Below are 15,179 nucleotides of genomic sequence, written 5' to 3' on the forward strand. Positions count from 1 at the left end.
GTTGTGAGCGGGCAGCGAACCACCGGGTTTAACTTGAACGAGCATTCAAGTTAAACATGGATGGGCGGTCTGGGACTAATCGCAGGGCTGAGTGGTAGACATTTCCTACGCCAGCCCAAGGCAAGCTTAGTCCTCAGCGCTCACGGGAAGTGCCATCACTTTTGCGTGCCGTCATCATGTTGCAGGTTGGCCTGGGTGATATTCGCCCCCGCCGGTACGCTGCGCGTCAGCCACACGTTGCCGCCGATGGTCGAGCCCTGGCCGATGGTGATACGCCCCAGGATCGTCGCCCCGGCGTAGATCACCACGTCATCCTCGACAATCGGGTGGCGTGGATGGCCTTTCTGCAACTGCCCGTCCTCGTCTGCCGGGAAGCGCTTGGCGCCCAGCGTCACAGCTTGGTAGATGCGCACGCGCTCGCCGATAATCGCGGTTTCGCCGATCACTACGCCGGTCCCGTGGTCGATGAAAAAGCTCGGTCCGATCTGCGCGCCGGGATGGATATCGATACCGGTGGCGGAGTGGGCAATTTCCGCGCTGATGCGCGCCAACAGCGGCAGGCCGGCACGGTACAGGTGGTGGGCCAGGCGGTGGTGAATCACCGCCAGGATGCCCGGATAGCACAGCAGCACTTCATCCACGCTGCGCGCCGCCGGATCGCCGTGGTAGGCGGCCAGCACGTCAGTGTCCAACAGACTGCGCAGGGACGGCAGGGCCAGGGCGAAATCCTGGATCAGGCGGATGGCAAGCGTGTCGACTTCGCTGTCGTCTTTAGCGCCTTGGCGTGCAGCGTAGCGCAACTCCAGGCGGGCCTGGCCGAGCAAGGCATTCAGCGCCACATCGAGGGTGTGGCCAACGTAGAAATCTTCACTCTCTTCACGCAGGTCCACCGGGCCCAGGCGCATGGGGAACAGTGCGCCGCACAACGACTCTAGAATCTGCGCCACCGCCTCGCGGGACGGCAACTCACGACCGCCATGCTCTCCACTCAAGCGCCCATTGCGCGTTCGCCACTGGTCCCGGGCGCTGCGCAGTTGGCTGACGATGGTCTGTAATTGCCAATGACTGGAACGCTCACTCACGGTATTCACTCCTGACGAAATGGCCATCACTTTACGGTATGCACCCTGGCCGCCCTTAAGAACCAATGGTGTGATGCTAAGAACCGTCCGGAATAAGCGATTGACGGTTGCCCGATGAAAAGTGCCTGCCTATAGTCGCCCCATACTCATCAACCGTGCGTAGCCATGATCAAACAACAGCTCGACCGTTTTAACCGCCTGGAACTGCTGGGTGGCGCCACTGCCCTGGAAAAACTCGAGCGGCTGTCGGCCTGGTTGGGCAGGGATATCTACGTCAAGCGCGACGACACCACGCCGCTGGCCATGGGCGGCAACAAGCTGCGCAAACTCGAATACCTCGCCGCCGATGCCATCGCCCAAGGCGCCGACACCCTGGTGACAGCCGGCGCGATCCAGTCCAACCACGTGCGCCAGACTGCCGCGCTGGCGGCCAAGCTCGGTCTGGGCTGCGTCGCCCTGCTGGAAAATCCCACCGGCACCGAAGACCCCAATTACCTAAGCAACGGCAATCGCCTGCTGCTGGAGTTGTTCGACGCCAAGGTGGAATTGGTCGAGAACCTCGACAACATCGACGACCAGCTCAACGCCCTCGCCGACCGCCTGCGCAGCAACGGCAAGAAGCCCTACCTGGTGCCGATCGGCGGCTCCAATGCCCTCGGTGCATTGGGTTACGTGCGGGCCGGGCTGGAGCTGGCCGGGCAGATCGAAGACAGTGGCATCGAGTTCGCCGCCGTGGTCCTGGCCTCCGGCAGCGCGGGAACGCACAGTGGCTTGGCGTTGGCCTTGAGCGAGGTAATGCCAAACCTACCCGTGATTGGCGTCACCGTCTCACGTACTGAAGAAGCTCAGCGCCCGAAAGTAGAGGGCCTGGCCGAACGCACCGCCGAGTTGCTGGGAGTCGAGATCCCCGAGGCCTTCAAGGTGATCCTGTGGGACGAGTACTTCGGCCCGCGCTACGGCGAACCGAACGCCGGCACCCTGGCGGCGGTCAAGCTGCTGGCGAGCCAGGAAGGCCTGCTGCTGGACCCCGTCTACACTGGCAAGGCCATGGCCGGCTTGCTGGATGGCATCGGGCGTCAACGGATTGAGGACGGGCCGATCATTTTCCTGCATACCGGTGGCGCGCCAGCGTTGTTCGCTTATGACTCGGCGTTCTAAAAATGTCGACCAGATTATTCCAAAAAAGAATAAGCGGGTGATTTAATATTATTTTCAAGTCTTAAAAACCGGCTTTATCATCGCGCCGTAGGCGAAGACGCGCTACGCGCTTTAAGGCAGGATACGACTACTGCGTCACCTGCTTCGCTCACCATAAAAAACACAGGGGCTCTTCATGACTATTTCTGTATTCCGTCGCACGTTGTTGGTTGGCACTTTGGGCCTGGCACTCGGGGCTGGCCTGATCGGCCAAGCGGTCGCGGGTGAACAGCTGGACAACATCAAGAAAGCAGGCGAGATCAAGATCGGCCTGGAAGGCACCTACCCACCCTTCAGCTTCGTCGATGAAAGCGGCAAGCTCAGCGGTTTCGAAGTGGAGCTGTCCGAAGCGCTGGCCAAGGAGCTGGGCGTGAAGGTCAAGCTGCAGGCCACTCCATGGGATGGCATCCTCGCCGCCCTGGAATCCAAGCGTCTGGACGCCGTGGTCAACCAAGTGACCATCTCTGAAGAGCGCAAGAAAAAGTACGATTTCTCCAAGCCTTACACCGTCTCCGGTATCCAGGCACTGGTCCTGAAGAAGAACGTTGACGCGATCAAGACCGCCGACGACCTGGCCGGCAAGAAAGTCGGTGTGGGCCTGGGCACCAACTACGAACAATGGCTCAAGGACAATCAGCCTAAAGCCCTCATCAAGACTTACAACGACGACCCGACCAAGTTCCAGGACCTGCGCATCGGCCGTATCGACGCCATCCTGATCGACCGGCTGGCCGCCCTGGAATACGCCAAGAAAGCCCCTGACACCGCCGCAGCCGGCGACGCCTTCTCCCGTCAGGAAGCCGGTATTGCCCTGCGCAAAGGCGAGCCAGAACTGCTCGACGCGGTGAACAAGGCCCTCGACAAACTGCGCGCCGACGGCACCTTGAAGAAGCTGTCCGAGAAGTACTTCAACGCTGACGTCACTCAATAATGGAAGCAGGTTTCCAACTCGCGCTGGACTCCGCGCCCTTTCTGCTCAAGGGCGCGTACTACACGGTGATCCTCAGCCTCGGCGGGATGTTTTTCGGTTTGCTGCTGGGCTTCGGCCTGGCCTTGATGCGCCTGTCGCGCTTCAAGCTGGTGAGCTGGCTCGCCCGAGTCTACGTGTCGTTCTTTCGCGGCACGCCCTTGCTGGTACAGCTGTTCTTGATCTACTACGGCTTGCCGCAAGTGGGCATCGAGCTGGATCCGATCCCGGCGGCCATGATCGGCTTTTCGCTGAACATGGCCGCCTATGCCTGTGAAATCCTGCGCGCCGCCATCGGTTCCATCGAGCGCGGCCAATGGGAAGCTGCGGCCAGTATCGGCATGACCCGTGCGCAGACCCTGCGCCGGGCCATCCTGCCGCAGGCCATGCGCACGGCCTTGCCGCCGCTGGGCAACAGCTTCATTTCGCTGGTCAAGGACACGGCGCTGGCCGCTACCATCCAAGTGCCCGAGCTGTTCCGCCAGGCGCAACTGGTGTCGGCACGGACCTTCGAAATCTTCACCATGTATCTCTCCGCTGCCCTGATCTACTGGATTTTGGCGAGCATCCTGGCGCATTTGCAGAATCGCCTGGAAGACCGGGTCAACCGGCATGACCTGGAGTCCTGAAGCATGATCGTGGTTGAAAAACTGACCAAACAATTCAAGGGTCAGGTGGTGCTCAACGGCATCGACCTGGAGGTCAAGGAAGGCGAAGTCATCGCCATCATCGGCCCCAGCGGTTCCGGCAAGACCACCTTCCTGCGCTGCCTGAATTTCCTCGAACAACCCACCAGCGGTCGCATCAAGGTGGGCGACATCGAGATCGACAGCAGCAAGCCGATCAACCAGCAGGCCAGCCTGGTGCGGCGCCTGCGCCAGCACGTGGGTTTTGTGTTCCAGAGCTTCAACCTGTTCCCCCACCGAACGGCGCTGGAAAACGTCATCGAAGGCCCTATCGTGGTCAAGAAGATGCCACGGGAGGCGGCTGACGCCCTGGGTCGCAAGCTGCTCGCCAGGGTCGGCCTGGCGGGCAAGGAAGACGCCTATCCACGGCGCCTGTCGGGCGGTCAGCAACAACGCGTGGCGATTGCCCGTGCGTTGGCCATGGAACCGGAGGTGATTCTGTTCGACGAGCCCACCTCGGCCCTCGACCCGGAACTGGTGGGTGAAGTACTGGCAACCATCCGCAGCCTCGCCGAAGAAAACCGTACCATGGTCATCGTCACCCACGAGATGAGCTTTGCGCGGGATGTGGCCAACCGGGTGATCTTCTTCGACAAGGGCGTGATCGTGGAACAAGGCGACGCCAAGGCGTTGTTTGCCAACCCCAAGGAAGAGCGCACCCAGCAGTTTCTGAGCAAATTCCTCGCCCACTGAAGCTTTGTATGGGAGCTGGCTTGCCAGCTCCCATACAAAGCCTGTTCCTACACGAAGTCCTCATTCCAACCTGCAAAACACCCCACCACACCCGCGCGAATATCCCCGCACCAGTCAGACCCTTCTGAATATCTCCAAACCCGCCGTTTAGCCCTTTGCCGCCATTGACGCTCCGCGCCCAACCCTCTTATCTAGCGCCCAGAGGATTGGATCCTATCCCGGCTATTCACTGAATCGTTCTGTTCGGCCCACCGCGCTTGCCTGCGCCAAGGGGCCGGAGCGATTGCTGCTGGCTGCATCAAGGAGATTATTTATGACGCCCCCCCTGCTCACCGCCCCGACGCTGCCCCAGGCCATCGGCAATGGCATCAATGCCCTCGCCGCCGCCCACCTGCAGGTCGACATCGCGCCGTATCCCGGCATGGATGAAGGCGACCTGATCGAGCTGTTCTGGAACAATTGCTTTGCCGCTTCGCGTCGGGTGACCGCCTGCAAGATCGGCACACTTACCCATCTACGGGTGCCGGAGAGTTTTGTGCTGGACGGCCCGACCCAAGTGCATTACCAGGTCATGCAAGTGGGCCACGCCCCTGCCCGTTCGGCCGTGACGCGCGTGCAGGTGAAGACGCTCTTTCCGGGTGGCCAGCCCTCGTCGCTGTGCGGCAACGAAAACCAGAATCTCGCCCCCGTGGGGTTGCCCGACACCATCCGCCGCTTCGGCGTCAACGCCAGCCAGGTGCGACGCGGTATCCCGCTGACCATCGCGCCCTATCTCAACATGGCCACGGGCGATGCCATCACCCTGCGCTGGGGTGATGTGCGCCTTGACTTGCCAAAGATCCAGGCCGTTGAAGTCGGCCTGGCGATGCAGGTATGGGTGCCCTCCTCGATCATCACCGAAGCCGGCGACGACTGCCGATTGGAAGTGACGTACTGCATTCTGGATCGCGTCGGCAACAACTCACGCTGGGCACCCGCCCGCATGTTACGCATTGCCGCCGAGGCGCCGCCCCGTCTGGCCGGGGCGGCGCTGATCTATCAACCGCGCCCACTGGGATCGCCCTGCGAACCTGGGTGACAGACCTTCTATGCATATTCCCAAAAGTTAGTTTATTTATATATTTAACACGCTTAGGGTATATGCACCGGACCACCGGACATCGCTGATTTTTCTGTTTTTATTTCATTGAATGCGAGGTCGGTATGGTCAGGATTACCCCGGTGCACAACGCCAGGGCATTACGTGCAGCCAAGGAGCGGCGCTGATGTCTAACTTGGCTCAAACACCCCCCCAGAGCGATCTGGACATTGCCCCCCTGCTGTTGCCAGCCGCCGTGCTGCGCAACGACGCAGAGGCGCTGAAGGCTGCCCATGAACTCGCCCAGGCTGCGCGCCTGCAAGCCGCCAAGCGCGACCAGCAGCGCAAGCTGCCATGGGCACAGCTCGAACAGTTCACCCGCAGTGGGTTGGGCAGTATTTCCATTCCCCGTGAATACGGCGGCCCGCAGGTGTCTTTCGTGACCCTGGCCGACGTGTTCGCGATCATCAGTGCGGCAGACCCGGCCCTCGGGCAGATTCCGCAGAACCATTTCGGCATCCTGCACCTGTTGCAAGGTGCCGCCACCGAGCGCCAGAAAAAACAGCTGTTCCAGAGCGTCCTCGACGGCTGGCGCATCGGCAATGGCGGCCCGGAACGCGGCACCAAAAACACTCTGGAACTGAAGGCGCGCATCACCGCTGAGGGTGACGGCTATGTGATCAGCGGCCAGAAGTTCTACTCCACCGGCGCGCTGTTTGCACATTGGGTCGCGGTCAAAGCGCTGAACGATGACGGCAAGCAGGTCATGGCGTTTGTGCGCCGTGGCACCGAAGGCCTGCGCATCGTCGATGACTGGTCCGGCTTTGGCCAACGCACCACCGCCAGCGGCACCGTGTTGCTGGACCAAGTGCAGGTCGATGCCGAGTGGGTCGTGGAAAACTGGCGCATCGGCGAAACCCCGAATATCCAAGGCGCGGTCTCCCAATTGATCCAGGCAGCCATCGACGCCGGCATCGCACGCGGCGCGCTCGATGACACCATCGCCTTTGTCCGCGAGCGCTCGCGCCCATGGATCGATGCCAAGGTCGAACGCGCCAGTGATGACCTGTATGTGATCGCCGATATCGGCAAGCTGAAGATCGAACTGCATGCCGCCGAAGCCCTGCTGCGCAAGGCTGGCCAGGTGCTGGACCAGGTCAGCGCTGCGCCGATCACCGCGCAGTCCGCGGCCCGTGCGTCGATTGCCGTGGCTGAAGCCAAGGTGCTGACCACCGAAGTATCGCTGCTGGTCAGCGAAAAACTCTTCGAGCTGGCCGGTAGCCGCGCCACCCTCGCCGAATTCAACCTCGACCGTCATTGGCGCAACGCCCGCGTGCACACCCTGCACGATCCGGTGCGCTGGAAATATCACGCCATCGGCGCCTATCGACTGAACGGCACGTTGCCTGCCAGGCATTCCTGGATCTGACCGACCAGACCTCTGGAGAACACCTATGACTTTCTCTGCAAACGTCGCGGTTATCACCAGCGACGAACAAGCCCTTATTGTCGCCAGCGACCTGGCCGAAGACTTCCGTCGCGACAGCGCCCAGCGCGACCGTGAACGCCGCCTGCCGCTGCCTGAGCTGGATGTATTCTCGCGCTCCGGCCTGTGGGGTATCAGCGTGCCCAAGGAGTACGGTGGCGCGGGCGTGTCCAACGTCACCCTGGCCAAGGTCATTGCGCTGATCGCCCAGGCGGATGCTTCCCTGGGCCAGATCCCGCAAAACCATTTTTATGCCCTGGAAATGCTGCGCGTAAACGGCCGCCCGGCGCAGCAAAAACGCCTGTACGCCGAAGTTCTTGCAGGCCAACGCTTCGGCAACGCGCTGGCGGAACTGGGCACCAAGACCGCTCACGACCGCGTGACCTCCATCACCCGCGACGGTGACGGTTTCCGTATCAGCGGTCGCAAGTTCTACTCCACCGGCGCGATCTACGCCCAACGCATCCCCACGTCGGTGGTGGATGAACAGGGCGTGCAGCAACTCGCTTTTGTGCCGCGCGACAGCGAAGGCCTGAGCGTGATCGACGACTGGAGCGGCTTCGGCCAGCGCACCACGGGCAGCGGTTCGGTGGTGTTCGATAACGTGTGGGTCACCGCGCAAGACGTGATCCCGTTCCAGAGCGCCTTTGAACGCCCCACAACCGTCGGTCCGCTGGCGCAGATCCTCCACGCCGCCATCGACACGGGCATCGCCCGCGCGGCCTTTGAGGATGCGTTGCACTTTGTGCGCACCAAGACCCGCCCATGGATCGATTCCGGCAACGACAAAGCCACCGAAGACCCACTGACCCTGAAAAGCTTCGGTCACCTGAGCATCCGCCTGCACGCCGCCGAGGCGCTGCTGGAACGCTCGGGTGAATTCCTCGACCGCGCCCAGGCCGACAGCAACGCCGAAACGGTTGCAGCCGCCTCCATCGCCGTCGCTGAAGTACGCGCCTTGAGTACCGAGATTTCCCTGGCCGCCGGCAGTACCTTGTTCGAACTCGCCGGCAGCCAGGCGACCCTGGCCGAGCACGGCCTGGACCGCCACTGGCGCAACGCCCGCGTGCATACCCTGCACGACCCGGTGCGTTGGAAGTACCACGCGGTGGGCAATTACTACCTCAACGATGAAAACCCGCCACTGCGGGGGACCATCTGATGGCCAAGAAGAAAATCCTGCTCAATGCCTTCAACATGAACTGCATCGGGCACATCAACCACGGCCTGTGGACCCATCCACGGGATACATCAACCCAGTACAAAACCATTGAGTACTGGACAGATTTGGCGCAAACACTTGAGCGCGGGCTGTTCGATGGCTTGTTCATCGCCGATATCGTCGGCGTGTATGACGTCTATCAGAACTCGATAGACGTACCGCTCAAGGAGTCGATCCAGTTACCGGTGAATGACCCGTTGCTGCTGGTCTCGGCCATGGCGGCCGTCACTAAAAACCTCGGCTTTGGCCTCACCGCCAACCTCACCTACGAGCCGCCGTACCTGTTCGCCCGGCGAATGTCCACGCTGGACCACCTGAGCCGTGGCCGGGTCGGCTGGAACATCGTCACCGGCTACCTCGACAGCGCCGCCAAGGCCATGGGCCTGACCGAGCAGGTTGAACATGACCGTCGCTACGACCAGGCCGATGAATACCTGGAGGTGCTGTACAAGCTCTGGGAGGGCAGCTGGGAAGACGGCGCGGTACTCAACGATCCAAAAGCGCGGGTGTATGCGCAGCCGGGCAAGGTGCACAAGGTCGAACACCACGGCGAGTTCTACCAGGTGGAGGGTTATCACCTGTGCGAACCCTCGCCACAACGTACGCCAGTGCTGTTCCAGGCCGGCAGTTCGGATCGCGGTTTGCTATTCGCAGGCCGGCATGCCGAGTGCGTGTTTATCAGCGGGCAGAACAAGGCGGCGACCAAGGTGCAGGTGGACAAGGTACGCGCCAGCGCCGTGGCAGCCGGGCGCAACCCGGATGACATCAAGGTGTTCATGGGCCTCAACGTGATCGTGGGCGCTACCGTAGCGCTGGCCTGGGAGAAGCACGCCGAGTACCTGAGCTACGCCAGTCCGGAGGCGGGCGTGGCGCATTTCTCGGCGTCTACTGCGATTGATTTCGCCCAGTACACGCTGGACGAACCTATCCAGTACGTGAAAAGCAACGCGATCCAATCGGCCACCAAAAATCTGCAGAACAACGACTGGACCCGGCGCAAGTTGCTGGAACAGCACGCCCTCGGTGGCCGCTACATCACCTTGGTCGGCTCACCAGAGCAGGTCGCCGACGAGCTGGAATCCTGGATCAGCGAAACCGGCCTGGACGGCTTCAACCTCACGCGCATCGTCACGCCGGAAAGCTACGTGGACTTCATCGACCTGGTGGTGCCGGAGCTGCAAAAGCGCGGGTCCTACAAGACCGCGTACGAGACCGGCACGCTGCGCGAAAAAGTCTTCCACGGCAACGCCCGCCTGCCCGAACAACACACCGGCTCCACCTACCGCCAAACGGCTTCTCTGACTGGAAATACCCTATGAAAAAGACATTGCTCGCTCACCCAGTCAAAGCACTGGCCCTGGCTTTCGGACTGTTCAGCTCGGCGGTATTCGCCGCCGATGCGCCGTTGAAAATCGGCACCACGGCGGCCTTTGCGATTCCCCTTGAAGCCGCCGTCGCCGAAGCCGGCAAGCAAGGCCTGAAAGTCGAACTGGTGGAATTTACCGACTGGATCGCGCCGAACGTCAGCCTCGCGGCCGGCGATATCGACGTGAACTATTTCCAGCACATCCCATTCCTGGAAAACGCCAAGGCCGCCGCCGGTTTTGACCTGGTGCCGTACGCGCCGGGGATCATCAACAACGTCGGCCTGTATTCGAAGAAGTACAAGAGCATCAACGACCTGCCCCAAGGCGCCAGCGTGGCGATTGCCAACGACCCGATCAACAGCGGTCGCGGCCTGCAACTGCTGGCCAAGGCCGGGCTGATCACCCTCAAGCCGGGCGTGGGCTACAAGGCCACCGAAGAGGACATCGTTTCCAATCCGAAGAAGATCAAGATCCTGCAGGTCGAGGCCGTGCAACTGGTACGCGCCTACGACGACGCCGACCTGGTGCAGGGCTACCCGGCATACATCCGCCTGTCCAAGACCTTCGATGCCGAATCGGCGCTGCTGTTCGACGGCCTTGACCACCCGGAATACGTGATCCAGTTCGTGATCCAGCCGAAAAGCAAAACCGACCCACGGGTGATCAAGTTCGTCGACATCTACCAACATTCGCCAGTCGTGCGGGCTGCGCTGGATAAATCCCTGGGCAAGCTCTACCAGGTCGGCTGGGAAGATAAAAAATGACCGCCGCCAACGCCCAACTGCGCGACCTGGGCCTGCCGCCCAGGGACGCCGAGCAGACCGAACTGCACCCTGACCTGAACCGCGCCCATGTGCGTTTTATCAACCTGGGCAAGACCTACGACGGCACCGTGCATGCCTTGCAAGGCATCGACCTGGCGATCCAGCGCGGTGAAGTGTTCGGCATCATCGGCCGCAGCGGTGCCGGCAAGTCGTCGCTGATCCGCACCATCAACCGCCTGGAGCAACCCAGCAGCGGGCGCGTGCTGATCGATCAGGTCGACATCGGTGACTTCGATGAAGACCGTCTGGTGGAGCTGCGTCGGCGCATCGGCACGATCTTCCAGCACTTCAACCTGATGTCGGCCAAGACGGTGTGGCAGAACGTCGAGTTGCCGTTGAAAGTGGCAGGCGTACCGAAGCTGCAACGCGAGCAGAAAGTACGCGAGCTGCTGGAACTGGTGGGTTTGCAGGACAAGCACAAGTCTTACCCGGCGCAGCTGTCCGGCGGGCAGAAACAGCGGGTGGGCATCGCCCGTTCGCTGGTGCATGACCCGCAGATTCTGCTGTGCGACGAAGCCACGTCGGCCCTGGATCCGGAAACCACCCAGTCGATCCTCGGCCTGCTGCGTGAGATCAACAAGCGCCTGGGTTTGACCATCGTATTGATCACCCATGAGATGGCGGTGATCCGCGAAATCTGCGACCGCGTGGTGGTGCTGGAACACGGGCGCATCGTTGAGCAAGGCCCGGTGTGGCAGGTGTTCGGCAACCCGCAGCATGACGTCAGCAAAACCCTGCTGGCACCGCTGCAACACGGGCTGCCGGACGAGTTGCAGAGCTGTTTGCAAGCCACACCGGCATCCGCCGACGCCGCCGTGGTGCTGCGCTTGCAGTTCACCGGCAGCGACACCGACGAGCCGGACTTGGCCGCGCTGTTCAGCGCACTCGGCGGGCGCGTGCGCTTGCTGCAGGGTGGCGTGGAACGCATCCAAGGGCATGCCCTGGGGCAACTGCTGCTGGCCGTGAGTGGATCGACCCACGACGCTAGCGAGTTGCGCAACCGCGCCGGCAATTGGGCACAACAGGCAGAGGTGCTGGGCTATGTGGTTTGATCGTTTAGTGCAGGGCGCCATCGACACCTTGTTGATGGTCGGCGTGTCGTCATTGATCGCGCTGCTGGTGGGCATTCCGCTGGCGGTGTTCCTGGTGACCAGCGACAAAGGCGGTATCTATCAAGCCCCGGCGCTTAACCGCGTGCTGGGGGCGTTCGTCAATCTGTTCCGCTCGATTCCATTCCTGATCCTGATGGTGGCGTTGATCCCGTTCACCCGGCTGATCGTCGGCACCACCTATGGCGTATGGGCCGCCGTCGTGCCGCTGACCATTGCCGCCACGCCGTTTTTTGCACGCATCGCCGAAGTGAGCCTGCGCGAGGTCGACCACGGTCTGATCGAGGCTGCGCAAGCCATGGGCTGTCGTCGCTGGCACATCATCTGGCATGTGCTGCTGCCGGAAGCGCTGCCGGGGATTGTCGGCGGGTTCACCATCACCTTGGTCACCATGATCAACTCGTCGGCCATGGCCGGTGCGATTGGCGCGGGCGGCTTGGGCGACATTGCCTACCGTTATGGTTATCAGCGCTTTGATACGCAGATCATGCTGACGGTGATCGTGTTGCTGGTGATGCTGGTGGCGGTGATTCAGTTGGGCGGTGATCGCCTGGCGCGGGTGCTCAACAAGAGGTGAGGTATAGTCGGGGCATCTCAGTGCCCGGTATTACTTGCCATGCCCCTCAAGCCCGACGACCTCGACCAGATCACCTCCACCACCCTTGGCCACTACAACAAGGTGGCCGAGGACTTCCGTGAAGGCACCCGCGATCATGATGTGAGCCAGAACATCGACGCCTTGCTGAGGCATATCCAGGGCACAGGGCCGTTTACCGTGCTGGATTTTGGCTGCGGGCCGGGGCGGGATTTGCAGACGTTTACGCGTATGGGACACGTCGCCGTAGGCCTGGATGGCTCGGAGCGGTTTGCGCAGATGGCGCGGGAAGACAGTGGTTGCGAGGTGTTGCAGCAGGACTTCCTTAAGCTGGACCTGCCTGCCGAGCGCTTCGATGGGATTTTTGCCAATGCCGTGCTGTTTCATATTCCCAAGCAGGAACTGCCGCGAGTGCTCAAGCAGTTGCAGGGGACGTTGAAGCCTGGGGGCGTGTTGTTCAGCTCCAATCCTCGGGGTGAGAATCAGGAAGGCTGGAATGGGCCGCGCTATGGGTCTTATCACGACTTGGCGGCGTGGCAAACGTTGCTCACCCACGCAGGTTTTGTGGAATTGGAACACTACTACCGCCCCGCCGGACTGCCGCGTGAGCAGCAGCCTTGGCTGGCCAGCGTGTGGCGCAAACTCTGACGGCTTTTGTGGCGAGGGAGCTTGCTCCCTCGCCACAGGTTATTTCACCTGATAAACCTGGGCTTCTTCACCCTTCAGTAGCGCCGTCACACTCCGAGCGACATACCCTGCTTTTTCCTGACTGGAAAAATTCGCCACCAACCGCGTCCCATCGGCAAACGTGGTCTCCTGCACCCGCCGATCCGCTGTCAGCCACCGAAAACCGGTCATTTCCTGCATGGCCAAACGCTGATGCAGTGGGCGGAAAAAGGCGTCTTGGCGTTGGATCAATGGCAGTCGCTGCTTCAAGGTCGCAGCACTCAAGTGATACAGCGGCGGTACGTTGTAGAGCAGTTGGGTCAGCTCATTTTCAACCTGCACATTGCTCAGCTTCAGGCTGTCGAACAACCAGTGATGGGTCGTGATCACCGAGCCATGGAACACCGCCTGATACAACGGCAGGCGCATCGTCGGTTCGAAATACACCGTGCGAAACGGCTCCTTCAATGGCACCGGCTTGAAGAACACCGCCGGCTGCTCCGGTGGGAACCAGTTACCGACGTAATAGGGTGACTGCTTGTCCTTGGTCATCGCGTGATCACCCCAGCCCATCACTGGCGTCTGCATGCCATGAGCAAACAGAATGCCCTGGGCCGTGATGGCGTTGCCGTCTTCAGAACCGGTGGGCAACTTGCGCGCGGTATTGATCCAGCGAGAGGCGTCGATGTTACCTTCGGCGTTTTGCGCCTGGGTCATCGGTGCACTGCCGCGGTAGCTGTCGAACACCATGCTGGTGGCGTAGGCATCCAGGAACCAGGCGTTGAAGCCAGCCTTGGCTTGTACGGCCTGCACCCGCGCTTCCAGCAACGGCCGTACACAGCGCGGGTCGGTGTAGTGCCCGGACTGCTGAAAACCGGTCTTGAGCTTGCCGCCCTTCAACACAATCGCGCAGTCGCGGTAGGCATTGCTGCCAAGGTGGGCGGTGGTCCAGTCGGGGTTTTCCGTGGCGGATAACGCGGTTTCATAGGAGTCGTAGGGCGCCATCAGGAAGCCCGCATCGACACCGGCGCGAATCGCCTCGGGGTGCCAGAGCCCGCCTTCCCAGCCTTCGCCCAGGGTCAGCAACACACGGGGCAAGCCGGCGTTGCTCAGCGATTGAATCACCGGGTTGCCCCAGGCTGTCGGGTTTTCACTGAGGGCGCCGGCAAAGTCCACGGCCAACTCGCCACGCAATTCACCGTAGCGCGCAGCGAGCCGTGTCATATCAGGCTCTGCTACCTGCCAACTCTGCCGCGCTTTCTTGTTGATCGCCGCGTTCAGCCCTCGTAGCAGCACCGTCTGCTCATAACGATTCAACGCCGTGGTCTGCGCCAGTACCTTGGCAGACTCCTTGTCCAGCAAGCCTTTGAGTTCATGTCTACGCAAGCGCTGGAGCAACAGCGGCCAATCCCGCACATCCTCCAACGCCAGCAGGTCATTGCCCCACAGGTAGACATGACTGGCGCCCAGCAACTTCTGCGCTTCGGGCGTCTGTCGCAGTTTGTCCGCCAAAGGCTCGTACCGCCCCTGCTCGACCAACCACTGGCGATAGCGCTTGGCGCCGGCCAAGGGATCGCCATCGCCCAGGTGCAACCGCAACGTCATCGGCGCATCAGGGTCGAGCGAGGTGAATTCATGGGCCAAGGACAGGGCCTGGTCCGGTTGCCAACGCAGGCGATTGTTATAGGGATTGGTCAGCAACCAGTTGAGCGTAAACGCGCCGTGGTCGACACCCCACAGCGGCAGGCTGAGATCCTGGGTGGTGTTGAAGTCACCTTGCTCCAGCAGGAACGCCTTCCAGATGGCGTTATCGGCGGGTACGTAATGCCCTTCAGCCAAAGGCCACATCACGCCTTTGCCTAAGGCACTGGCCGGTTGTTGAAGAATGGGGATTTCACCCGGCGCACGCGCACGGATGGACAACGCCAGGTCGCGCTGCTCAAGGGTAGCGCTCACACGGAAGGCGCCATCATCCCATTGCCAATCGGCCTGCTGATCGCTGTGGGCAAGCTGGCTGACGGCACGGGCCGCTACGCCGCTGGAAGCTTGTATCGTCGGTTGCCCGCTGGGGGTCACGCGGATCGCAAGGGTGGCCGGGTCGAGTTCGACCCGCCACAGCGCGTTTTCCAGAACGGTGCCGGCAAAAGCCACGGGTGACAGCAACAGCGTGCAGATCAACAAACCGTGGCGCAGGAGGTGGGGCATGT

The 15,179-nt window shown here is 61.6% G+C and carries 14 protein-coding genes; 12 read left to right on the forward strand and 2 right to left on the reverse strand.

Translation table 11 applies throughout. The features are described 5' to 3' along the window. Window positions 1-155: 155 nt before the first annotated feature. Window positions 156-1,082: a serine O-acetyltransferase EpsC gene (gene epsC, locus H096_RS13520; protein ID WP_033898799.1), complete on the reverse strand. Its 927-nt coding sequence runs from the start codon at window positions 1,080-1,082 to the stop codon at window positions 156-158. A 165-nt stretch (window positions 1,083-1,247) separates the two neighbouring features. Here epsC and H096_RS13525 point away from each other — a divergent pair, with 165 nt between their 5' ends. From H096_RS13525 to H096_RS13580, 12 genes are all read left to right on the forward strand, one after another. After that, window positions 1,248-2,240, forward strand: a complete 993-nt coding sequence (locus H096_RS13525; RefSeq protein ID WP_033898801.1) for a D-cysteine desulfhydrase — start codon at window positions 1,248-1,250, stop codon at window positions 2,238-2,240. Window positions 2,241-2,415: 175 nt separating this feature from the next. After that, on the forward strand, window positions 2,416-3,210 hold the full coding sequence (gene tcyJ, locus H096_RS13530; protein ID WP_033898803.1) for a cystine ABC transporter substrate-binding protein: 795 nt from the start codon (window positions 2,416-2,418) through the stop codon (window positions 3,208-3,210). Then, entirely contained in the window at window positions 3,210-3,875 is a 666-nt protein-coding gene (tcyL, locus tag H096_RS13535; RefSeq protein WP_010214112.1) for a cystine ABC transporter permease, read from the forward strand. The genes tcyJ and tcyL overlap by 1 nt, the downstream gene beginning before the upstream one ends. Before the next feature lie 3 nt (window positions 3,876-3,878). Next, window positions 3,879-4,625 carry an L-cystine ABC transporter ATP-binding protein TcyN gene (gene tcyN, locus H096_RS13540; RefSeq protein WP_033898805.1) on the forward strand — a complete coding sequence of 249 codons (747 nt, stop codon included), beginning with the start codon at window positions 3,879-3,881 and terminating at the stop codon, window positions 4,623-4,625. Between the two features lie 313 nt (window positions 4,626-4,938). Beyond that, a complete protein-coding gene (locus H096_RS13545) occupies window positions 4,939-5,703 on the forward strand; it encodes a hypothetical protein (protein WP_033898808.1) in 765 nt (254 codons plus the stop codon). 187 nt (window positions 5,704-5,890) lie between these two features. Then, a complete protein-coding gene (locus tag H096_RS13550) occupies window positions 5,891-7,132 on the forward strand; it encodes an SfnB family sulfur acquisition oxidoreductase (protein ID WP_033898810.1) in 1,242 nt (413 codons plus the stop codon). Between the two features lie 25 nt (window positions 7,133-7,157). Next, window positions 7,158-8,351: an SfnB family sulfur acquisition oxidoreductase gene (locus tag H096_RS13555; protein ID WP_033898812.1), complete on the forward strand. Its 1,194-nt coding sequence runs from the start codon at window positions 7,158-7,160 to the stop codon at window positions 8,349-8,351. Beyond that, the gene (locus H096_RS13560; RefSeq protein ID WP_033898813.1) at window positions 8,351-9,730 is read left to right on the forward strand and encodes an LLM class flavin-dependent oxidoreductase; all 1,380 of its coding nucleotides are present in this window, start codon (window positions 8,351-8,353) and stop codon (window positions 9,728-9,730) included. Before H096_RS13555 ends, H096_RS13560 begins: the two co-directional genes overlap by 1 nt. Continuing rightward, window positions 9,727-10,542 (forward strand): MetQ/NlpA family ABC transporter substrate-binding protein, encoded by an 816-nt coding sequence (locus H096_RS13565; RefSeq protein WP_016974992.1) that lies wholly within the window; start codon window positions 9,727-9,729, stop codon window positions 10,540-10,542. The genes H096_RS13560 and H096_RS13565 overlap by 4 nt, the downstream gene beginning before the upstream one ends. Beyond that, window positions 10,539-11,654, forward strand: a complete 1,116-nt coding sequence (locus H096_RS13570) for an ATP-binding cassette domain-containing protein (RefSeq protein WP_033898822.1) — start codon at window positions 10,539-10,541, stop codon at window positions 11,652-11,654. The genes H096_RS13565 and H096_RS13570 overlap by 4 nt, the downstream gene beginning before the upstream one ends. Then, window positions 11,644-12,288, forward strand: a complete 645-nt coding sequence (locus tag H096_RS13575) for a methionine ABC transporter permease (RefSeq protein ID WP_033898824.1) — start codon at window positions 11,644-11,646, stop codon at window positions 12,286-12,288. The genes H096_RS13570 and H096_RS13575 overlap by 11 nt, the downstream gene beginning before the upstream one ends. Before the next feature lie 39 nt (window positions 12,289-12,327). Further along, window positions 12,328-12,954 carry a class I SAM-dependent methyltransferase gene (locus tag H096_RS13580; RefSeq protein WP_033898832.1) on the forward strand — a complete coding sequence of 209 codons (627 nt, stop codon included), beginning with the start codon at window positions 12,328-12,330 and terminating at the stop codon, window positions 12,952-12,954. Between the two features lie 39 nt (window positions 12,955-12,993). Here the strand turns inward: H096_RS13580 and H096_RS13585 are convergent, their stop codons facing one another. Further along, window positions 12,994-15,177 (reverse strand): glycoside hydrolase, encoded by a 2,184-nt coding sequence (locus tag H096_RS13585; RefSeq protein ID WP_033898835.1) that lies wholly within the window; start codon window positions 15,175-15,177, stop codon window positions 12,994-12,996. Window positions 15,178-15,179 lie beyond the last annotated feature (2 nt).

The sequence above is a fragment of the Pseudomonas sp. FH1 genome (assembly GCF_000510895.2).
Lineage (GTDB): Bacteria > Pseudomonadota > Gammaproteobacteria > Pseudomonadales > Pseudomonadaceae > Aquipseudomonas > Aquipseudomonas azotoformans_A.